Origin of the sequence: Paraburkholderia sp. GAS348 (assembly GCF_050434205.1) — a bacterium.
Taxonomy (GTDB): domain Bacteria; phylum Pseudomonadota; class Gammaproteobacteria; order Burkholderiales; family Burkholderiaceae; genus Paraburkholderia.
Genome location: NZ_JBNPVT010000004.1, coordinates 156584 through 176097 on the forward strand (window position 1 = coordinate 156584; position 19514 = coordinate 176097).

Annotated in this window: 18 protein-coding genes and 1 tRNA gene; 9 read left to right on the forward strand and 10 right to left on the reverse strand. The window is 62.7% G+C overall.

Annotated elements, in window-relative coordinates:
- Positions 1 to 44 precede the first annotated feature (44 nt).
- Positions 45 to 1739 carry a transglycosylase SLT domain-containing protein gene (locus P3T22_RS08680; protein ID WP_063496819.1) on the reverse strand — a complete coding sequence of 565 codons (1695 nt, stop codon included), beginning with the start codon at positions 1737 to 1739 and terminating at the stop codon, positions 45 to 47.
- 156 nt (positions 1740 to 1895) lie between these two features.
- Positions 1896 to 2687 (reverse strand): hydroxyacylglutathione hydrolase, encoded by a 792-nt coding sequence (gloB, locus tag P3T22_RS08685; RefSeq protein ID WP_063496820.1) that lies wholly within the window; start codon positions 2685 to 2687, stop codon positions 1896 to 1898.
- A gap of 19 nt (positions 2688 to 2706) precedes the next feature.
- On the opposite strand from gloB, the gene P3T22_RS08690 reads away from it, so the two are divergent.
- The 5 genes from P3T22_RS08690 to P3T22_RS08710 all read left to right on the forward strand — a co-directional run bounded on the left by P3T22_RS08690 (position 2707) and on the right by P3T22_RS08710 (position 7337).
- Positions 2707 to 3570, forward strand: coding sequence for a class I SAM-dependent methyltransferase (locus P3T22_RS08690; protein ID WP_063496821.1), 864 nt, complete (start codon positions 2707 to 2709; stop codon positions 3568 to 3570).
- Positions 3567 to 4013 (forward strand): ribonuclease HI, encoded by a 447-nt coding sequence (gene rnhA / locus P3T22_RS08695; protein ID WP_063496822.1) that lies wholly within the window; start codon positions 3567 to 3569, stop codon positions 4011 to 4013. Before P3T22_RS08690 ends, rnhA begins: the two co-directional genes overlap by 4 nt.
- A 77-nt stretch (positions 4014 to 4090) precedes the next feature.
- Positions 4091 to 4825 carry a DNA polymerase III subunit epsilon gene (dnaQ, locus tag P3T22_RS08700; RefSeq protein ID WP_063496823.1) on the forward strand — a complete coding sequence of 245 codons (735 nt, stop codon included), beginning with the start codon at positions 4091 to 4093 and terminating at the stop codon, positions 4823 to 4825.
- A gap of 48 nt (positions 4826 to 4873) precedes the next feature.
- A tRNA-Val gene (locus tag P3T22_RS08705) sits at positions 4874 to 4948 on the forward strand.
- A gap of 511 nt (positions 4949 to 5459) precedes the next feature.
- Positions 5460 to 7337, forward strand: a complete 1878-nt coding sequence (locus P3T22_RS08710) for an ABC transporter ATP-binding protein (RefSeq protein WP_429324767.1) — start codon at positions 5460 to 5462, stop codon at positions 7335 to 7337.
- Positions 7338 to 7426: 89 nt separating this feature from the next.
- On the opposite strand, the gene P3T22_RS08715 is transcribed toward P3T22_RS08710, so the two are convergent.
- From P3T22_RS08715 to P3T22_RS08725, 3 genes are all read right to left on the reverse strand, one after another.
- Positions 7427 to 7891 carry a DUF2214 family protein gene (locus P3T22_RS08715; protein ID WP_063496824.1) on the reverse strand — a complete coding sequence of 155 codons (465 nt, stop codon included), beginning with the start codon at positions 7889 to 7891 and terminating at the stop codon, positions 7427 to 7429.
- A gap of 148 nt (positions 7892 to 8039) precedes the next feature.
- Positions 8040 to 8879: a hypothetical protein gene (locus P3T22_RS08720; RefSeq protein ID WP_063498025.1), complete on the reverse strand. Its 840-nt coding sequence runs from the start codon at positions 8877 to 8879 to the stop codon at positions 8040 to 8042.
- 274 nt (positions 8880 to 9153) lie between these two features.
- Complete coding sequence (locus P3T22_RS08725; RefSeq protein ID WP_063498026.1) at positions 9154 to 10218, reverse strand: glycosyltransferase family 4 protein; 1065 nt, start codon at positions 10216 to 10218, stop codon at positions 9154 to 9156.
- A 694-nt stretch (positions 10219 to 10912) separates the two neighbouring features.
- On the opposite strand from P3T22_RS08725, the gene P3T22_RS08730 reads away from it, so the two are divergent.
- Positions 10913 to 12748: an ABC transporter ATP-binding protein gene (locus P3T22_RS08730; protein ID WP_063496825.1), complete on the forward strand. Its 1836-nt coding sequence runs from the start codon at positions 10913 to 10915 to the stop codon at positions 12746 to 12748.
- 100 nt (positions 12749 to 12848) lie between these two features.
- On the opposite strand, the gene otsA is transcribed toward P3T22_RS08730, so the two are convergent.
- Both otsA and otsB read right to left on the reverse strand, forming a co-directional pair.
- The gene (otsA, locus tag P3T22_RS08735) at positions 12849 to 14309 is read right to left on the reverse strand and encodes an alpha,alpha-trehalose-phosphate synthase (UDP-forming) (protein WP_063498027.1); all 1461 of its coding nucleotides are present in this window, start codon (positions 14307 to 14309) and stop codon (positions 12849 to 12851) included.
- 67 nt (positions 14310 to 14376) lie between these two features.
- A complete protein-coding gene (otsB, locus tag P3T22_RS08740) occupies positions 14377 to 15126 on the reverse strand; it encodes a trehalose-phosphatase (RefSeq protein ID WP_429324768.1) in 750 nt (249 codons plus the stop codon).
- Positions 15127 to 15601: 475 nt separating this feature from the next.
- Here otsB and P3T22_RS08745 point away from each other — a divergent pair, with 475 nt between their 5' ends.
- Genes P3T22_RS08745 through P3T22_RS08755 form a run of 3 tightly spaced genes read left to right on the forward strand, consistent with a single transcriptional unit; the run spans position 15602 to position 17545 of the window.
- Entirely contained in the window at positions 15602 to 16171 is a 570-nt protein-coding gene (locus P3T22_RS08745) for an SCO family protein (protein ID WP_429324898.1), read from the forward strand.
- A gap of 18 nt (positions 16172 to 16189) precedes the next feature.
- A complete protein-coding gene (locus P3T22_RS08750; protein WP_429324769.1) occupies positions 16190 to 16651 on the forward strand; it encodes a copper chaperone PCu(A)C in 462 nt (153 codons plus the stop codon).
- A gap of 9 nt (positions 16652 to 16660) precedes the next feature.
- Positions 16661 to 17545 carry a cytochrome c oxidase assembly protein gene (locus tag P3T22_RS08755; RefSeq protein WP_429324770.1) on the forward strand — a complete coding sequence of 295 codons (885 nt, stop codon included), beginning with the start codon at positions 16661 to 16663 and terminating at the stop codon, positions 17543 to 17545.
- 77 nt (positions 17546 to 17622) lie between these two features.
- Here the strand turns inward: P3T22_RS08755 and P3T22_RS08760 are convergent, their stop codons facing one another.
- The 3 genes from P3T22_RS08760 to P3T22_RS08770 all read right to left on the reverse strand — a co-directional run bounded on the left by P3T22_RS08760 (position 17623) and on the right by P3T22_RS08770 (position 19421).
- A complete protein-coding gene (locus tag P3T22_RS08760) occupies positions 17623 to 18129 on the reverse strand; it encodes a GNAT family N-acetyltransferase (RefSeq protein WP_063496829.1) in 507 nt (168 codons plus the stop codon).
- Between the two features lie 97 nt (positions 18130 to 18226).
- Positions 18227 to 18985: a TraB/GumN family protein gene (locus tag P3T22_RS08765; protein WP_063496830.1), complete on the reverse strand. Its 759-nt coding sequence runs from the start codon at positions 18983 to 18985 to the stop codon at positions 18227 to 18229.
- Positions 18986 to 19016: 31 nt separating this feature from the next.
- Entirely contained in the window at positions 19017 to 19421 is a 405-nt protein-coding gene (locus P3T22_RS08770) for a hypothetical protein (protein WP_429324771.1), read from the reverse strand.
- Positions 19422 to 19514: the final 93 nt, after the last annotated feature.

Sequence of the window (19514 nt, forward strand, 5' to 3'; positions counted from 1 at the left end):
CCCCGCAACGCATGTGGTCACTACCGTGGGAGCCGCTTTTTGGTCTACTTTCCCTTCTTCGCGTTGGCCGCGGTCTTCTGGCGGCTATCTGCCGCAGCCTTCGACGCCTTGCTGGACGTGGAAGCCGATACCTTCGTCACCTTGACCTTGCTGGCGCCAGACGTTGTCGGCTTGCTGGCGTTACCGACCGGCTCAGACACCTTCACCACGGCGGAATGGCCACGGCCCCTTTTTTTATCGTAGCGCGAATCGCCCTTCGTGTCTGCGACGCGGGTGCCGATCTTCTCGACGCCGCCGCCCTGCACGTCAGTCGCGATGCGCTCCGGACCCGGTTCGCTCGGCATTGCCTTACCAACCGGCACGTGCAGCACGATCACCTGACCACGCGAAACCTGATCGCGATGCGTGCGATTCCACGCCTTCAACTGGCCGATCGACACGCCGTAACGCACCGCAATGGCGGCCATCGATTGATTGCGGCGCACACGGATCAGCATCTTGCGGGTATCGGGGACGTCGGGCTCCATGGCCAGCACCGCGCTTTCGGCGACGTCGGCGCTGATGTCTTCGTCGTCGTCCGAACCACGCGGCACCACGATCGTCGAGCCCGGCTTCAGGCGCATGCCGGCCGGAATCTTGTTCACTTCCATCAGCGTGTCCGCGTCGACACCGATCTTTTGCGCGATCGCCGCCGGTGCAGCACGCTCGGTGACCGTGTACGTGGTCCACGACGACAGCGAGCCGGAGTACGTCTTCAGATTGCGCTCGAACGCGCTCGCGTTGTCGAACGGCAGCAGAATCTGCGGCTGGGTGGCGCCGAGAATCACCGGCTTTCTGAACGACGGGTTCAGCGAGCGGAATTCGTCCGGGGAGAGATTAGCGAGTTTCGCCGCCGTATCCACGTCGATGTCGTGCGAGGTCGTAACCGTGACGAAATACGGGTGGTTCGGAATCGACGGCAGCGTCAGCCCGTACATCTGCGGGTTCATGACGATGTTCTTCACCGCCTGCAGCTTGGGCACATAGTTGCGCGTCTCGTTCGGCATGCGCAGGCTGAGGTAGTCGGTCGGCAGCCCCGCCGCCTCGTTGCGCGCGATCGCGCGCTGCACATTGCCCTCACCCCAGTTGTAGGCGGCGAGCGCCAGCTGCCAGTCGCCGAACATGTCATGCAGGCGCGACAGATAGTCGAGCGCGGCGCTGGTCGAGGCCAGCACGTCGCGGCGCTCGTCCTGCCACATGTTCTGCTTGAGGTTGTACGTGCGGCCCGTGCCGGGCATGAACTGCCACATGCCGGCGGCCTTCGCCACCGACAACGCCTGCGGGCTGTACGCCGATTCGATGAACGGCAGCAACGCGAGCTCGGTCGGCATGTGCCGCGCTTCGAGCTCTTCGACGATGTGGTACAGGTATTTCTGCGAGCGCTCGGTCATGCGCTGCACGTAGTCCGGGCGCTGCGCATACCAGTTGACCTGCATGTCGACGAGGTCGGTTTGCAGATCCGGCATTTGAAAACCACGGCGAATACGACCCCAAAGGTCGGCGTCTGCGCTCGTCAGTTGATCGACCGAGCCCTGGTCGACGTTGATCGTCTCCTTGGCGGTGGCTGTCTTGCGGAGGGCGTCGGCTACGGCTTGCTGGCTGGCGGGGTTTGTTGCGGTGGTGGCGCTATTCGTCGCCGGTCCCTGACTCGCGCAAGCGGCGAGTGCCAGGACCAACAACGCACTAAAGATAAATCGCATGAACGTCTCGGCTTCCACAAGGGCTGGAATTTGAGCCGATAGTACGAAACGGCAACGTTTACGTCAATCGGAAAATGACGAAAAAAATCAAGGAAATCTAGGGCTTGGCGAATTTTTTCGATTCTTCGCATGAGCAACGCCCTGATCGCGATCGGGTCAACGGAAGCGGTTTTTCCATTCGCGCATCAACGTAAATGCCGCCAAACGATCAGGCACTTTTTCGTGCAACTGTTCTTGCAAGCTTGCTTGAACTGCCGGATTGCCGGCGCGCAAAAATGGGTTCACGGCACGTTCGTGGGCGATGGTGGTAGGCAACGTCGGCACATGGCGCGCGCGCAATTCGCTCGCCTTGTCACGCCAGGCTTGCAGTTCAGCGTTGCCCGGCTCGCAGGCGAGCGCGAAGCGGATGTTCGACAACGTGTACTCGTGTGCGCAGTGCACCTCGGTCGCACCAGGGAGCGCGGCAAGCGAATCCAGCGACGCCAGCATCTGCGTGGGCGTGCCTTCGAACAAGCGGCCGCAGCCGCATGCAAACAGCGTGTCGCCACAAAACACATGCGGCGTGCCGCGCGGGTCGGCCACCTGAAAATAGGCGATATGGCCGCTCGTGTGACCGGGTACGTCGAGTACATCGAATTCGAGTGCGGGCGCCGCAATCGTCACGTGATCACCGTTTTCGAGACGATGCGTGAGGTGCTGGATCGCTTCGCCGGCGGGGCCGTACACGGGAACGGCCTGGCCGTTCAGCAGATCGGCCACCCCGCCGACATGGTCTTGGTGATGGTGCGTGAGTAAAATAGCGCTCAGCCGCCAACCCCGTTTCGCCAGATAGGCGTGTACGGGAGCGGCCTCACCCGGATCGACGACCACCGCGTGATGCCCGTCGGAAACGACCCAGATGTAATTGTCTTCAAACGCCGGGACCGGTACGTACTCGAGCGCATTCATAGGTGACGTATTCTCTGATATGACTGATCGAGCAATTATAGACTGGCCTGCCTGGACCAATTCGCCGCCGGGGCGCTACGTGCTCGAGTGGGAACAGACCCAGCTCGATCGCGTGGTGTCCGACGTGTTCGGTTACCATGCGCTGCAACTCGGCCTGCCGCAGCTCGACGCCTTGCGCGAAAACCGCATGCCGTGCCGCGGACTTGTGCTCGACGCAGCGAGCGGCGCGAGCGCGCCCTACACTTTTCCGCGCGGGCCGGGGCGTGCCGGAAATGGCGTGGGGAATGGTTTGGGCAGTGGCGCCGTGCAAGGTCTGCCCGCGGGTTTGCCTGCGCCGGCCGGGCGTAGCGCTGTCTGGTGCGACCTGCTCGACCTGCCGTTCGAAGCGCAAAGCGTCGACCTGATCGTGATGCCGCATACGCTGGAATTCACGAGCGACCCGCACCGGCTGCTGCGCGAAGCCGAGCGCGTGCTGATGCCCGAAGGCCAACTGATCATTCTCGGCTTCAATTCGCTGTCGCTGTGGGGCGCGCGCCAATCGGTCGGCAAGATGACCGGGCGACCGTTCGTGCCCGCGGCAGTCGACCTGATCGCCTTCACGCGTTTGAAAGACTGGATCAAACTGTTGGGTTTCGACCTTGAACGCGGGCGCTTCGGCTGCTATCGTCCGCCGCTCGGCAGCGATCAATGGCTGTCCCGCTATGGTTTCATGGAAGCCGCCGGCGACCGCTGGTGGCCGATTTTCGGCGCCACCTACATGATCAAGGCGATCAAGCGCGTGCGCGGCATGCGCCTCGTCGGCCCGCTGAAAGTGAAGAAACCTGTCCTCGCCGCGGGCCTCGCGCCCGCCGCCACCCCGAACACACGCAACCACACTCAATGACTTCCGACCTCATCGATATTTATACCGACGGCGCCTGCAAGGGCAACCCCGGCCCCGGCGGCTGGGGCGCGCTGCTGCGCTTTGGCGACCAGGAAAAAGAACTGTTCGGCGGCGAACCCAACACCACCAACAACCGCATGGAACTGATGGGCGTGATCGCCGCGCTCGAGGCGCTCAAACGCCCCTGCAAGGCCGTCGTGCACACCGATTCGCAGTACGTGCAGAAAGGCATCAGCGAATGGATTCACGGCTGGAAGAAAAAAGGCTGGATCACCGCCGCGAAGCAGCCGGTGAAGAACGCCGATCTCTGGAAGCGGCTCGATGCGCTCGTCGCGCAGCACGACATCGAATGGCGCTGGGTGCGCGGTCACAATGGCCACCCGGAAAACGAACGCGCGGATCAACTGGCCAATCGCGGCGTCGCGTCACTCGCAGCAATGTGATGCGTGCCGTGATGTCCGCGGCGCCCCCGCGCGCGCCCTTCTTTTTTGCTGATTTTTTTCGAGCAGGCTAATCCGACATGCGTCAACTCATCCTCGATACCGAGACCACCGGCCTGAATGCGCGAACCGGCGACCGGATCCTTGAACTCGGTTGCGTCGAAATGGTGAACCGCCGGCTCACTGGCAACAACCTGCATTTCTACATCAACCCGGAACGCGACAGCGATCCGGGTGCACTGGCCGTTCACGGGCTGACCACCGAGTTCCTGAGCGACAAACCGAAGTTCGCGGAGATTGCCGATCAGATTCGCGACTTCATTCAGGACGCGGACCTGATCATTCACAACGCGCCGTTCGACATCGGCTTTCTCGATGCCGAATTTGCGCTGCTGGGTTTGCCGCCGGTGAAAACCTGCTGCGGCGAGATCATCGATACCTTGGCGCGCGCCAAGCAGATGTTCCCAGGCAAGCGCAATTCGCTCGACGCGCTGTGCGACCGCTTCGGCATCAGCAACGCGCACCGCACCTTGCACGGCGCACTGCTCGACTCGGAACTGCTCGCCGAGGTGTATCTGGCGATGACGCGCGGCCAGGAAAGCCTGGTCATCGACATGCTCGGCGATTCGCACGGTGACGGCGACGCGCACGCACCGCGCATCGCGATCGACTCGCTGAATCTGGTCGTGATCGCCGCGAGCGACGACGAGGTCGCCGAACATCAGGCCGTGCTCGACGGTCTCGACAAAGCGGTCAAAGGCACCAGCGTGTGGCGTCTTGATCCCTCGCCAGCCGCGGATGAGCAAACCGCTTAAAAAGTACTAGACGAGTGAAAAAATCCCTGACATAATTCGGCTCTCTTCGGGTGGTTAGCTCAGCGGTAGAGCACTGCCTTCACACGGCAGGGGTCACAGGTTCAATCCCTGTACCACCCACCAGATTCGCGGGTTTCCGAAGACCCGCAAGAAAAAGCCCTCGAACGTAAGTCGAGGGCTTTTTTGTTTTTGCTTCTGTTTTGCGTGCGTATGGCGGATTGATCGCTGACGTGTACGAGCGTTAGATAACACGCCCCCCCACAAGCCCCTGTTCTGCTTCGACGTCAACACCGAACTTTCGTACGATTGCGGCTGCCAAATACTGCTGATATAGTCAGTTTTCGGGCGATCGCCCCGTCTATTTTCTTCACCTCATTCGACCACAGGGAGGCGCCACATGTTCGCAGTGCATATCGCCGTCCCTGGGATGGTCTCGCGACCGTTCTCGCGACCTTAAAGTCGTCGCGTCGTCGCTCACGCGGTTCTGCCTGAACAGGCCGTCCGCGCAAATCCCAGACAGTCCGTAGTCTCATTGCCGGCATTGTTGTCAACACAGTCCGGCTCGCTTGACTGTCTTTTCCTTTCGCTTCTGACTGGAACCTCGGTGCGCTCGCGCGCCACCGGGTCGTGTCAAATGACCAGAAAAAAACTCGACTTTCGTGGACAGGCCTTCAAGAACGTCCTCGGCTTCACCTTCCTTCACTGGGCCAAACAGCCTTGGCGCGTCTTCGTCATTACAGCGCTGGTGCTGCTCTCGGCATTGGCCGACGTACTCACGCCGATGTTCGCCGGACGACTCGTCGACGCGATCGCATCCGGCTCCGCCGGCGACGCCGTCGCGTGGCACGCTGCGATCACGGCCTTCTGCGTACTGGGCGTGCTCGGACTCGGCGCCACGCTGCTTCGCCAGGGCGTGTTCTTCAACATCATCCGGCTAACGCTTCGGATGATGAGCGAGATCGCCGCGAACGCGTTTCATCGCGTGCAACGCTTTTCGACGGACTGGCACGCCAACAGCTTCGCGGGCTCCACGGTGCGCAAGATCACGCGCGGCATGTGGGCGCTCGATCTGCTCAACGACACGCTGCTGATCGCGCTGTTCCCGTCGCTGGTCATGCTGATCGGCGCAACGGTGCTGCTCGGCTGGCGCTGGCCGATGATAGGTGCAGTCGTCGGCATCGGTTCGGTGTTGTATATCGCAGTGACCGTGGCCATGTCGCTCGGCTTCGTTGCGCCCGCCGCGCGCCTCGCTAACGCATGGGACACGCGCATGGGCGGCGCCCTCGCCGACGCAGTCAGCTGCAATGGCGTGGTGAAAGCGTTCGGCGCCGAAGAGCGTGAAGAAGTCCTGCTCGAGCGTGTGATCGTCAAGTGGCGCCATCGCACGCGCCGCACGTGGATGCGCGGCACGATCAACGGCGGCGTGCAAGGCGGCATGCTGGTGGCAATCCAGGCCGCCATTCTCGGCGCGGCATTGCTGTTGTGGGTGCGCGGCGAAGCGGGCGTCGGCGACATCACGTTCGCGCTGACGATGTTCTTCATGCTGCAAGGCTATCTGCGCGATGTGGGCATGCACATTCGCAACCTGCAGCGCTCGGTCAACGACATGGAAGAACTGGTGTCGCTGGAGAGTCAGCCGCTGGGCATCGAAGATCGGCCAGGCGCGGCCCCGATCGCGATCGGCAAAGGCGAAATTCGCTTCGAGCACGTCACCTTCCACTACGGCGCGAAAGCCACGCCGCTCTATGACAACTTCTCCGTGCGCATCGCGCCGGGAGAACGCGTCGGGCTCGTCGGGCATTCGGGTTCCGGGAAAACGACTTTCATCAAGCTGATCCAGCGGCTGTACGACATTTCGGAAGGCCGGATCACGATCGACGGCCAGGACATCGCCCGTGTGCGGCAGGCGTCGTTGCGCAGCCAGATCGCGATCGTTCAGCAGGAGCCGGTGCTGTTTCACCGCTCGCTCGCGGAGAACATCGCCTATGCGCGGCCTGGTGCGAACCGAGCCGAGATCGAACGCGCCGCGAGGCTCGCCAGTGCGCACGACTTTATCGCGAGGCTGCCCCAAGGTTATGACACGCTGGTGGGCGAACGCGGCATCAAGCTCTCGGGAGGCGAACGTCAGCGCGTGGCGATTGCGCGGGCGTTTCTCGCGGACGCGCCGATCCTGATTCTGGACGAAGCGACCTCGAGCCTCGATAGCGAAAGCGAGGTGCTGATCCAGCACGCCATGGAGCGGCTGATGATGGGCCGCACGACGCTGGTGGTGGCGCACCGTCTTTCCACCGTGCGAGCGCTGGACAGGCTGCTGGTGCTGGACAAGGGCAAGGTCATCGAGGAAGGCAATCACGAAGCGTTGATCAGACGCGAGAACGGCCTGTACCGGAGACTGTTCGAACGCCAGGCGCTAGAGTTGATCAAGGGCTTGGGCGATTCGGAAGTCACGCACAAGACCGACGGCGCGAAGGCGAATCGGCTCGATGATTCGAGCTTGCTGGTCGAGAAGTAAATTGCGGAGAAGCGTGCGGGGCGTCATGCAGAAGCCGCCGGCAAGAGACGCTTTCGGCTGGCGTCACGCATGCGCCTCTCTGCGCCCGACTAAACCACGCCCGCAGGCAGCCCGACACCGCGCGCCATGCCGGTAGCCGCGAACACCATCAATACCAGCAGCACGGTCTGGATCACGCTGAAACGTGCATACCTACGCGCTTTTCGCAAATCAGGCGGTGCGCCGTTTCTGATACTGGCGCGCCAGCGCATCAGGCCGAGCATCGTCGGGACTTCGAGGATGAGTATCAGCACGAGCAGCGTCATCTTGACGTGAAAGAGCGGCTCATGGAGGTAGTAGTCGGCGCCCTTTTCGAAACCACCGAAGGCGCGTATCAGACCGGTGACGATCAGCACCAGCGCTGAAATGCCCCACCGCGTGTCGGAGCGGAATACGGATCGCAATGCAGCGGGCACGCTGGCTCGCCGCAGTGACCACGTGCGCCGGAGAATCGACGCGAGCGCAAAGCCATAAGCGAGCAGATGAAGGGCGGCAAGCAACCAGCGAACCAGCATAGCGACTCCTGGAAACGACGCAATACGATCGATGTAGTTCTCACCCGCCCACTGAAACGCCGGGTGGCACGTCTTATTATCAACTACCGCTCACTTTACGATGCCTGCTTCGCCCGTGTGGTGTGGTCGAATGCACAAAGCGACAGATTCAGACTTGCCGCAACGATGTGTCGAGCGCACGCGCGGCGACCCGATCGCCTTCGGTATTCAGCGCGGCGCGGAACACAGTTTGACGATTGTGGCCCGCCGCAGCGGGCGAGTCCCACAGCAATTCGATTTTCGGACGTCGGCCGAAGCCCCCGCGAGCCAACGCAGGCGCACCGAGCGGCGCCGCCGGCCCACCCGGCTCGCCGGCAACACCGAACGCCACGACGGGGGCCGGCGGCACGTTCACGCTTGGGGCCGCCGCCCATCGCACGGACAATTCGCGAGCGTCGTACTGCCCCACCTTGCGACGCTCGGCCCAGACGACCACCGTGCGCGTGGCCGGATCGAGCGCGACCGCATAGCGGCCGATCGCATAGCGTCGCGCGGCGATATTGGTTCGCCACAGCGCGCGCGGCCGGCAGATCCATACGACCGCCGCGTACAACGCCGGCGCAGCCAACAGCCAGCCGTTGGTGGCCGCCACCGCCTGCGCGGCGCGCCGCCAACCCGCGCTCGCCGCAAACGCGCCGACCGACCAGACCGCAAACAGGAATCCGAGGAACGCAAACAGACGCAGCGCCTGCCGCAGCCATTGCGGCAGCGGATGAAAGGGGCGCTCGGCCACGGCGCGCGCGCCCGGCAGGAAAATCAGCAGGAACAGGAACACCAGGTTGATGCACGCCCACGGCGAGGACACCATCGCCGACAGCGACGCGCCCAGATCCATCTGCGCCATCGAAAACAGCCAGCGAGCGAGGAGCATGAGACCGATGGCGCGCAACGCGAAAATCGTTCCGGCGCCGGGCGCCGCGTTCGCACGCGTCTCTTTCGTTCTCGCCAAGGCATCCTCCTGTCGTCTGCGGCGCCGCAGCCAAATTTGCGGCACGGCCATTATAGGGATATTACCGAGGCAGGCTCATGCTTGCCGGTCCCAAAACCGCACTTTCTGCCGCCCACGGGCAAAAACGCGGCGCGTATGCAACAACGCCCCGCGGGCGGGATGCGCGCGGGGCGTTGCTGGGGCGCAGCCGGACCATCTGATTGCCGGGGGCGCCGAGCCGGGGGCGCCGAAAGTGCTCCGGCACGCCGGTCTGACTGCTTTTACTCGCCGCGCATTAGCCGGCGTTGACTTCGCGCAGCACCGTACGATGCTTCTGACGCAGCAGCTCTTCGTAGGTAGCGACGTAGTTTTGCGCCATCACCTTCGACGAGAAGCGCGATTCGAAGGCCGCACGCACCTTGGCGCGCGGCAGCGTGTGCAGGCGCTTCACAGCGGCAACCGCGCTGATTTCGTCTTCGACGACAAAACCCGACACGCCGTTTTCGATCACTTCCGGCACCGAGCCGCGATTGAACGCGATCACCGGCGTGCCGCAAGCCATGGCTTCGATCATCACCAGACCGAAGGGCTCCGGCCAGTCGATCGGGAACACCAGTGCATGCGCGTTGCCGAGGAACTCACGCTTTTCGGCTTCGCCGATTTCGCCAATGTATTCAACGTGCGGGAGCGCCATCAGCGGCTTGATCACTTCTTCGTAATAGGCACGATCGGCCTTGTCGATCTTGGCGGCGACCTTGAGCTTCATGCCCGCCTGGCCGGCGATGCGGATCGCACGGTCGAGACCCTTCTCCGGCGAGACGCGGCCAAGGAATGCGAGGTAGCCCGGCTCGACGTCCTTGATCGGCGTGAGCACGTTTTCCGGCAAGCCGTGATAAACGGTTTGCAGCCAGCCCGCCTGTTGCAGCGGGATGCGCTGGTTGTCCGAGATCGACACCACCGGCACGTCGCTGAACGTGTTGAAGATCGGTTGCAGTTCCGGCAGATCCAGACGGCCGTGCAGCGTGGTCAGGAACGGCACCGGCTGGCGGGCGAACAGCGAAAACGGGTAGTAATCGATGTGGAAATGCAGCACGTCGAATTCGTCCGCGCGGCGGCGCACTTCTTCGAGCAGCAGCATATGCGGCGCCATCACGTCGCGAATGGTCGGGTCGAGGCGCAGCGCCTGCGGCCAGAAGGCTTCGAGCTTCGCCGAGGTTTGCGAATCGCCGCTTGCGAAAAGCGTGACATCATGGCCCTGTTCAACCAGCGCTTCGGTCAGGTAGGACACCACGCGTTCCGTCCCGCCGTAAAGCTTGGGAGGAACCGCCTCGTGCAAGGGAGCGATTTGAGCGATTCGCATAATGAAGAACTCCTCGTAAAAAATCAGGCAAAAGTACTGCGTTTGGTAAAAGCGACTCGCTTGCTCGCCAGGGCAGTCTGGCCGGATATGCCGGCGCGGGCCTGATTCTTTCGAGAAATCCTGCGATGGATCGCTTGGGTAGTGAGCCCAGATCAGCAGTTTGCTGTCTGCGCATGTGCCGGTAAACGCACACATGACACCTACGTTGACAAACTGTCAGATATTTCGGTGGGCCAGCAGAGCATGCATTATCAATGCCGGGGATCTCGCTGCACCACAACATTTCAAAGTCTTTACGTTGTTACAAAGGCGAAACACTTTACAAACCCTTGTTTTATAAGACAGTTCTACAGTAACAACTCGCTTGCAGCGCTGACCTCGATGACGGCAGCTGTAAGCTCCTGCGCCAACTTTGCCGGCAGGCATTGAAGAAATGCCGCGCCGCAGTTGAATGCAATTTGTAATTATATCCCGAAATATTCCGCAGCCTGCATGAACGACCGCTCCATCGGCGGGTCGAGAAACAGTAGGTTGCGGTCGTCTATCGCGAAATCAGTCGCGCCATGGCCCGGATACACAGGGCGCAATCGCTTTTGCATGTTTACAATGCGAAGCATCGGCTTCGCGGCGAGCGCCTTTTGCTATGGCCCATGCCTTGCATGCATAACCTGAAACACACCGACCTCACGATCAATTGGAACACTTAACCATCGCCCAGCGTAATGCCCAGAACGCAAAGCTTGCGAGCTATGCGCACAGGCCGCTTGCGTTTCTTTTCCGCTTTATTCGCCGCCATCCGCTCGCGCATGCGATCGTCCTGTGCAGCGTGTTCGCGGCCGTGGGCTGTGCGCTCGCTTCGCAATACGCGATCAAGCACCTGATCGACGTGCTCGGCGAAGGCCGGCATCACCCCGGTCCGCTGTGGGGCGCGTTCGCCATCCTGGTTGGCCTGATCGCCGCCGACAACCTGCTGTGGCGGGTCGGCGGCTGGGCTGCCGCGCATACGTTCGTGGCCGTGACCGGCGACTTGCGGCGCGACCTGTTCCAGTACTTGAGCGGCCACTCGCCGACTTACTACTCGGAGAAACAGCCGGGCATGCTGGCAAGCCGCATCACGGCAACGTCGAACGCGGTCTACACCGCCGAAAACACCACCGCCTGGAACGTGCTGCCGCCGTGTATCGCGGTGCTCGGCGCGATCGTCATGATCACCGCCGTGAATCCTCTAATGGCGGGCGGCCTGATGCTGTGTTCGGCCATTCTGTCGGTCGTGCTGTACAAACTTGCCGGGCGTGGCTCGGCGCGGCATCACCATTTCGCCACCAAAGCAGCGTCGGTGGACGGTGAACTGGTCGACGTGATCAGCAACATGGGTCTCGTGCGCGCCTTCGGCATGACGTTTCGCGAACAGCAGCGTTTCGGCGCGACCGTCAAAGCGGAAATGGAAGCGCGCCAGCAGAGCCTGCTTTATCTGGAAAAGCTCCGCCTGCTGCATGCCGTGATTACCGCGCTGCTGTCGGCGGGCTTGCTGGGCTGGGCGCTGTGGCTGTGGGATCAAGGCCGGGCGACCTCCGGCGACATCGTGCTGGTCAGCTCGCTCGGCTTCACGATCCTGCACGGCACGCGTGATCTGGCCGTGGCGCTGGTCGACGTCACGCAGCACGTCGCGCGGCTCGCGGAAGCCGTTCGCACCCTGCTCGAACCGCACGGCATGCCGGACCGCGACGGCGCCACAGAACTCGTGCCGCAAGGCGGCCGGGTCGATTTCGAAGGCGTGACGTTTGCCTACCCGCGCCGCCGGCCGATTCTCGATCACTTCGACCTGCATATCGAGCCGGGCCAGCGGGTCGGTCTGATCGGCAAGTCGGGCGCGGGCAAATCCACCGTGCTGGCGCTGCTGCAGCGTTTCTACGAGACGCAGGGCGGCGCAATCAAGATCGACGGCCAGGACATCGCCACGATCACCCAGGACAGCCTGCGCCATGCGATCGCGCTGGTGCCGCAGGATATCTCGCTGTTCCATCGCACGGTGTACGAGAACATCGCTTACGGCCGCCCTGAAGCGAGCCGGGAAGAAGTGGTCGCTGCCGCGCGCGAAGCCCGCTGCAGCGATTTCATCGAAGCCATGCCGGAAGGGTTCGACACGATCGTTGGCGACCGCGGCGTGAAACTGTCAGGCGGACAGCGCCAGCGCATCGCGATTGCGCGCGCGATCCTGAAGAACGCGCCGATCCTGCTGCTCGACGAAGCCACCTCGGCGCTCGACAGCGCGTCGGAAGAAGCGATCCAGAAGGCGCTCGACCGGCTGATGGTGGGCCGCACGGTGATCGCGATCGCGCACCGGTTGTCGACGCTGAACAATTTCGACCGGATCATCGTGATGAGCCAGGGCAAGGTGATCGACGACGGCAGTCCGGAAGCGTTGCGTCAGCGGCCGGGTCTGTATCGCGATCTGCTCTCGAAGCAGTATGGCAAGGGCACCACGCTGCATATCGGCGGCAAGAAGGTGGACGAGCAGCACGTAGTCTAAGCAACGCACTGCCCTGTGCTGCTTCAGCAACAAACAGAAAAGCCGCTTTCGAGCGGCTTTTCTGTTTTCCGGGGCAGTTGAAACCGGGCCTGATAGCCGCCTATCCGACCGTGGTTTCGCGCACGGCCTTCCTTCCCGATCCAGCACGCACCTTCACGGTTCTGGCGCTCTTCGCACCATGCGCACTTTGAAGATCCCGCATGAAGTTATCGCGCCACACCGACACGTTGTTCTCGCGCAGCTGCACCATCATGTCGCGATGACGCGCCTGACGCTCCGCAAGCGGCATCTCCAGCGCCATAGCGAGCGCCTCGGCCATACCGTCGATATCGACCGGATTCACGATCAACGCGCCATCCAGTTCCTGCGCGGCGCCGGCAAAGCGCGACAGCACGAGCACGCCCGGATTCTCCGGATCCTGCGCCGACACATACTCCTTGGCGACGAGGTTCATGCCGTCGCGCAACGGCGTGACGTAACCGACATGCGCCGTGCGAAACAGCGCGGCCAGCACCGAGCGCTCGTACTGCTTATGGATGTACAGGATCGGCGTCCAGTCCAGTTCGGCAAAGCGGCCATTGATACGCCCCGACTCCCCTTCGAGCTGCAAACGGATGTCCTGATACGCGTGCATGTCGGCACGCGTCGGCGGGGCGATTTGCAGGAACGACACCTTGTTGCGTTGCGCAGTGGAATGTTCCAGCAGGCGCTCGAACGCACGAAACCGCTCGACCAGCCCCTTCGAATAATCGAGGCGGTCCACGCTCATGATCAGCTTGCGCGCATGCAGCGCCGTCTTCATCGTGCGCACCGGCTTGCCGCGCTCGCCCGCTTTCGCAAGCTCGGCGATTTCGTCCGGGTAGACGCCGATCGGGTAAGCCGCCGCACGCAGGGTGCGACCGAACGCATGGACGGTCAGCGGGCGGCTGGCCGACACGTCGACCGTGCCGTTCGCCTCGTTGACGATGTAATCGCAGAACGCCCGTAAATCCGGCGCGGTCTGGAAGCCGAGCAGATCGAATGAACAGAGCGCTTCGACCAGCTCGCGATGCGGCGGCACTCCCAGCAACACCTGCGAAGCCGGAAACGGAATATGCAGAAAGAAGCCGATGCGATTTTTCACACCGGCCGCCCGCAACGCCTGGGCGAACGGAATCAGGTGATAGTCGTGGACCCAGATCACGTCGTCTTCGCGCAATAGCGGCACGAGCTGCTGGGCGAGCCACGCATTGACGCGGCAATAGCCTTCGAAGTCGTGCCGATCGTACTGCAGCAGATCGGCGCGATAGTGGAACGCGGGCCACAGCGTGGCGTTCGAGAAACCACGGTAATACTGATCGTAGTCGCGGCGCATCAGCGCGATGGTCGCGAAGGTCACGGGTCCGCGCTCTTCCACCTTGATCTGCGGCTGGCCCGAGCTGAGCACGTCGCCGCTCCAGCCGAACCACATGCCGCCGGTTTCCTTCAGCGCGTCGTACACGCCGACCGCCAGACCGCCCGCCGCCGGGCCGCCCTCCGAGATTGGCGCAACCCGGTTCGATACGATGATCAGTCGGCTCATGAAGCGCAATTCCCGATGCAGTAAGTCATGGTCGTTGAGTGATACGGCGTCATCGGCGGCGTCACCATCACGCTCCGCGCGCGGCCGCGACAATCGATTCCAGCCAGTCGAGCAGCGCCGTTACCGACTCGACGCGCGTATGCGCCATCGTGTCGCCCGCCCCCACCTTGATCGACAGACCGCCACGCTCGTTGACGACGGCAAAGCCTTTCTCGTCGGTCAGGTCGTCGCCGGCAAACACCGCCGTACGGCCGACAAACGGCGGCTCGTCCAGGAACGCGCGGATTGCGCGGCCCTTGTCGACATCCTTCGGTTTGATTTCGTAGACCATCTTGCCCGGCTGCAACACATACGAGCCGGGGTAATCGGCAACCAGCCGCCCGGTCGCCTCGCGCGCCACCGGCTCGCGGTCGGGTGCGTTGCGGTAGTGCAGCGCCAGCGCCGCGCCTTTGATCTCGAGCAGCATGCCGGGGTGTTCGTTGACGACCTGCGCGAGCACCTGCTCCATGCGCAACAGCCGCTCATCGTGAAAGCCGATGCGCTGCGTGTCGCCGTTCGCGTCGCGCCGCTCGGCGCCATGCAGACCGGCGATCGGCAAATCGGGCATGCCGAGAAAACTGTCGATGCTGTCGATGCCGCGGCCCGACACGATCGCGACCGCGCCGTTCGTGAGACTGCGCAACTCGCTCAGCAAGCCGATCACGCGCGGTTGCACCAGCACGCCGTCCGGCGTGGGCGCGAGTTCGACGAGCGTGCCGTCGAAGTCGAAGAAAAATGCCGTCTCACAAGGAGACAGAACAGCCGGAAGTGCCTGCATCGGTTAATTTTGCCTTTCAGCCTTCTGCGGCCGGAAAAGTGTGCGCATCTTACCGCGCATCCGTCAATTTTTCGAGAAAGTAAGCCGGGACACAAGCCCAGCCTGGCGGCGCAGCCGATGCCACTCACGCCTGCGTTCAAAAAGAGAACAGTCCGCCTTCGGCGAACTTTCAGCCGCCTGCGTCAAATTGCCTCGCAAACCGCGCGCCCGCGGGCGCCGGGTGACGTCAGCGGATATTTTGCGATACAGTCGCAGCCACGCGGACCATTGCAGCGACGACCCATTCGCACACTATGACGGGCCACGCGCTTTTGCACGAACCACGCCACGTCCATTTACGGGCAGCTTCACGCGCCGCTCTTCAATCGAGTATTTGAACCCTGCTTTGTTCCCCATCATCTCGTCCCACCACCAACAGCCGAACCTCTTGACGCCGCGCCAGCCATGGCCCGGGCGCCTGGTCGCACTGGCCGTCATGGTGGGCGTGCTCGGCGCGCTAGCGGGCTGCACGCACCGCACCGAACCGTTCCAGTTGACCAACGTAACCGGCCACTTGCCGGATCTCGATTTCACGCTAACGGGTGACGACGGCCGCGCCGTAACCGGTGATTCGTTTAAAGGCCGCACGTCGCTCGTCTACTTTGGTTATACCCATTGTCCGGACGTCTGCCCAGAAACGATGGGCCGCCTGATGCGGGTTCTCGGCAAACTCGGCCCGGACGCGCAAAAAGTGCGCATCCTGTTCATCACCGTCGACCCGGCACGCGACACGCCCAAAGCCTTGCACGATTACGTCGGCGCCTTCGATTCGCAACACGCCGAAGGCCTGACCGGCACCGACTGGCAGATCGAATCGCTCGCCAAGCGTTACCGGGTCGCCTATCAGATGGAAAAGCGCGACCCCAACGGCAACTACGAAGTCACCCATAGCTCGGCCGTCTACGTGTTCGATCAGCAGGGCCACGCGCGCCTGCTCGCCACCGATCACGATACTCCCGATACGATCGCGCAAGACCTGCGCCGTATCATTGACGACCATTCCTGACCTTTCCCGAGTTCATCCATGTCGATCAAAGTCAAAACGTTCGCTGCACTGAGCTGCACCGTCGCCCTCTCGTTCGGTTTCGCTTCGGCAGCGCTTGCCGCCGGTGCTAACACCATCACAGCCAAAGACGCGTGGGTGCGCTGGCTGCCGAACAACCTCCCCGCCGCCGGCTATGTGACGCTGGTGAACGCGAGCGACAAGCCGATCGACCTCGTCGATATTTCCAGCAGCGACTACGGCGACGCGATGCTGCATCAAACCGTGTCGAACGGTTCGACGCAGAAGATGGTGATGGTCGACAAGCTGACCGTGCCCGCCCACGGCCAGGTAGCGATCGCGCCGGGCGGCTATCACGTGATGCTTGAAGACGCGAAGCACAAGGTCGCACCGGGCGACACCGTGCATCTGACGCTGAAGTTCTCCGACGGAGAAACACTCGATACGCCGTTCGCCGTCAAGTCCCCCGCCCAGACCAAGTAACGCCTTGCGATGAACCTGCTCTACTGGCTCGACCCTTGGGAGTTTTCGCCGACCGTCGTTATCGCCTTGCTGGTGCCGGCGATTCTGTTCGTGCGCGGTGCGCACAAGGCGAAGGTGTCGATTCTCCGGCGCATTTCTTTCTGGTTCGGGCTGGTCGCGTTGTATGTCGCACTGCACACGCGGCTCGACTATTTCTTCGAGCATGAGTTCTTCATGCATCGCGCACAGCATCTGGTGCTGCATCACCTCGGGCCGTTCTTTATTGCGTTCTCTTATCCGGGTGCCGCGTTGCGCGCGGGCATTCCATTCAGCTGGCGGCAGCACTTCGTGCGGCCCGCGCTGGAGACCCCGGTAGTCCGCAAGCTGCTCGACGTCGTGATGCATCCGGTGGTTGCGGTCACGTTGTTCGTCGGGCTGATCTACTTCTGGCTGATGTCGCCGATTCATTTCGTGGCGATGCTCGACTGGCGGCTCTATCGCGTCATGAACTGGAGCATGGTGATCGACGGCCTGTTGTTCTGGTGGCTCGTGCTCGATCCGCGGCCCGCGCCGCCGGCACGTTTGTCGCCCGGCAAGCGCGTACTGGTCGTGATCGCCGCGATTCCGCCGCAGATCATCCTCGGCGCGTTTATCTTCTTTACGCCGCACGAACTGTATCCGATCTACTCGATCTGCGGCCGCGCCTTCACGTGGCTGAGCCCCATGCGCGATCAGCAGATCGGCGGGCTGTTACTGTGGATTCCGGGCTCGATGATGAGCGTGATCGGCGCGCTGGTAGCGTTGCGTCACTGGATGCGCTTGTCGGCACGCGGACGTCTGCGCAGCGAGCGGCGTGCAAAGGCGAAACAAGGCTTGGCGCAGCCCACGTCAGCGCCTGCGAGCAGCCACCGCTGAAATTTCGAAACTATTGAAGTCGCGGCGATTGAAGCCGGCCGGCGCACGCGCGCCGAGTCCGGTTGCAACCTGGCTTATTAGGCCGAACGCATCCACACGTGCGGGATGCCATCCTCTACGTGAATCTCCGACACCGGCGTAAAGCCGAACGCGCCGTAGAAGCCTTGCAGATGCGCTTGCGCATGCAAACGGATCGGCGTGGCGGGCCACTGCGCACGGATATGCGTGAGCGAGCGCTCGAGCATCGCGTTGCCGAGGCCGATGCCGCGGAATTCCGCGGTTGTCAGGACGCGGCCGATGCGGATATCGGTGTCGTCGGCGTCCGGCAGCAGCACGCGCAGATAGCCCGCGAGCGGCGGACCTTTGATGTTGGACGCGTTGCCGGGACCAAACGCGAACAGATGCCAGGCATCTGCATCGAGCCCGTCGATATCGCCATACACGCAGTTCTGCTCGACCACGAACACCGCGCTGCGCGCGGCCAGCATCGCATAGACTTCGGCGGGGGTGAGGTCTTCGAACGCTTTCCAGCGCCATTCGAGTTGCGCCAGTCGCGTGGCGGCGGTTTGCTGCGGTTCAGTCATGGAAAGTCTTCAAAGGAAGCGCGCCTTAACGGGCGGAGGCAATGCGGAATTATGCCGCGCGTGGCGGCCTAGGCTAATCCGCCCGACCGCAAACCCGCTAGCTGCTAACAAAAACCGGCTCGACGGACTGCGCGAGACATTCGATCAGATTACCGGGCCCGCACAAATGCAGCGCGCCCACCACCACCAAGGTCCGCTCCGGCCGTCCGAGCAACGCTTTCACACGCGCCGCCCACGCGCGATTGCGCGTATCGAGAATGGCGTGGCGGATGCCGGGCAGGTTGAACATAGGCGATTCGACGGCAATCTGATGCACGGCCGGCAAATCGCCATGCAGCCAGGCAACGTGCATCCGTTCGAGCGTGCGCTGCGGTTCGTCGAGATCGGACATGAGCATGCCGAGCGCGGTGCCAACTGCTTCGAGCGGAATCGATTCGAGCGACGCCGCCACTTCCTCTGCGGTCTCGAGATACTGGTACGGTTTGGCTTGCGTCAGCGCCGAGCGCAGCATGCGCGGCTCGACGCCTTCGACGACCTGCTGGAACAGCGTTGGAGCGACGATCAGCGCGGCCCAAGGACGCAAATCGATGAGCGGCGCCAACGGACCTTCCGCGGGCCACACTGCGTGTAGCTGATTCCAGGCATCGGCGGACAGCAAGGGCTGCAGTTGATCGGCACCGCCCCGCGGGGGCGCCTTCAGAAACGGCAGGATCGTCGGTGGATCGGATTCGAAGACCAGCGATTCGGCCCAGTCATACGCTTCGGTGATCCATGGCGGCGTTCTGCGGCTCGTCGCCGGAAACAGATGCATCGAGCCGAGCAGACGGACGTTGGTGCCGGTGAGTTGTAGGTACATGCGGCCTCGTGAGGACAGGCAATCGGGCCATTCAATCGACGGCGCGCAGCGCGGCAGACCGTCTTGCGGTCCCTAGCCAGGCGGTCCGCACCGTGAACGCGACGAACAGCAGGAAGATGATCTGCGAAACGTACAGGTCCATGCGGATCGGATGGTGCAACGCGAACCATGAATTGTGCACCACGTCGGTCACGATGACGGTGACGCAGAGGATCAGCCCTGCGAGCGGACTCGACAGCAGCAGTAGAGCGGTTAGCGGATCGATGAAGAGCAATGACGTCCAGTAGATTCGCGTCAGCGGCGCCGCACCGCCGTAGTCCCACCAGAGTCCGTGGACCAGGGCCACTTGCAGATGTGTCCAGGTGGCGCCGCAGAGGCATAGCGCGTAGACCAGGCGCAGGTAGAAGGAGCGGCGTTCGCGGTCTGGGATACGCATGGCTGGCCTGTTTTGCAGCAAACGAGGATGAGAAAAAAAACCCTTGGACTTGCACCCACTGGAGTGCGCCCATGCTGGGCGCACAAAAAAGAA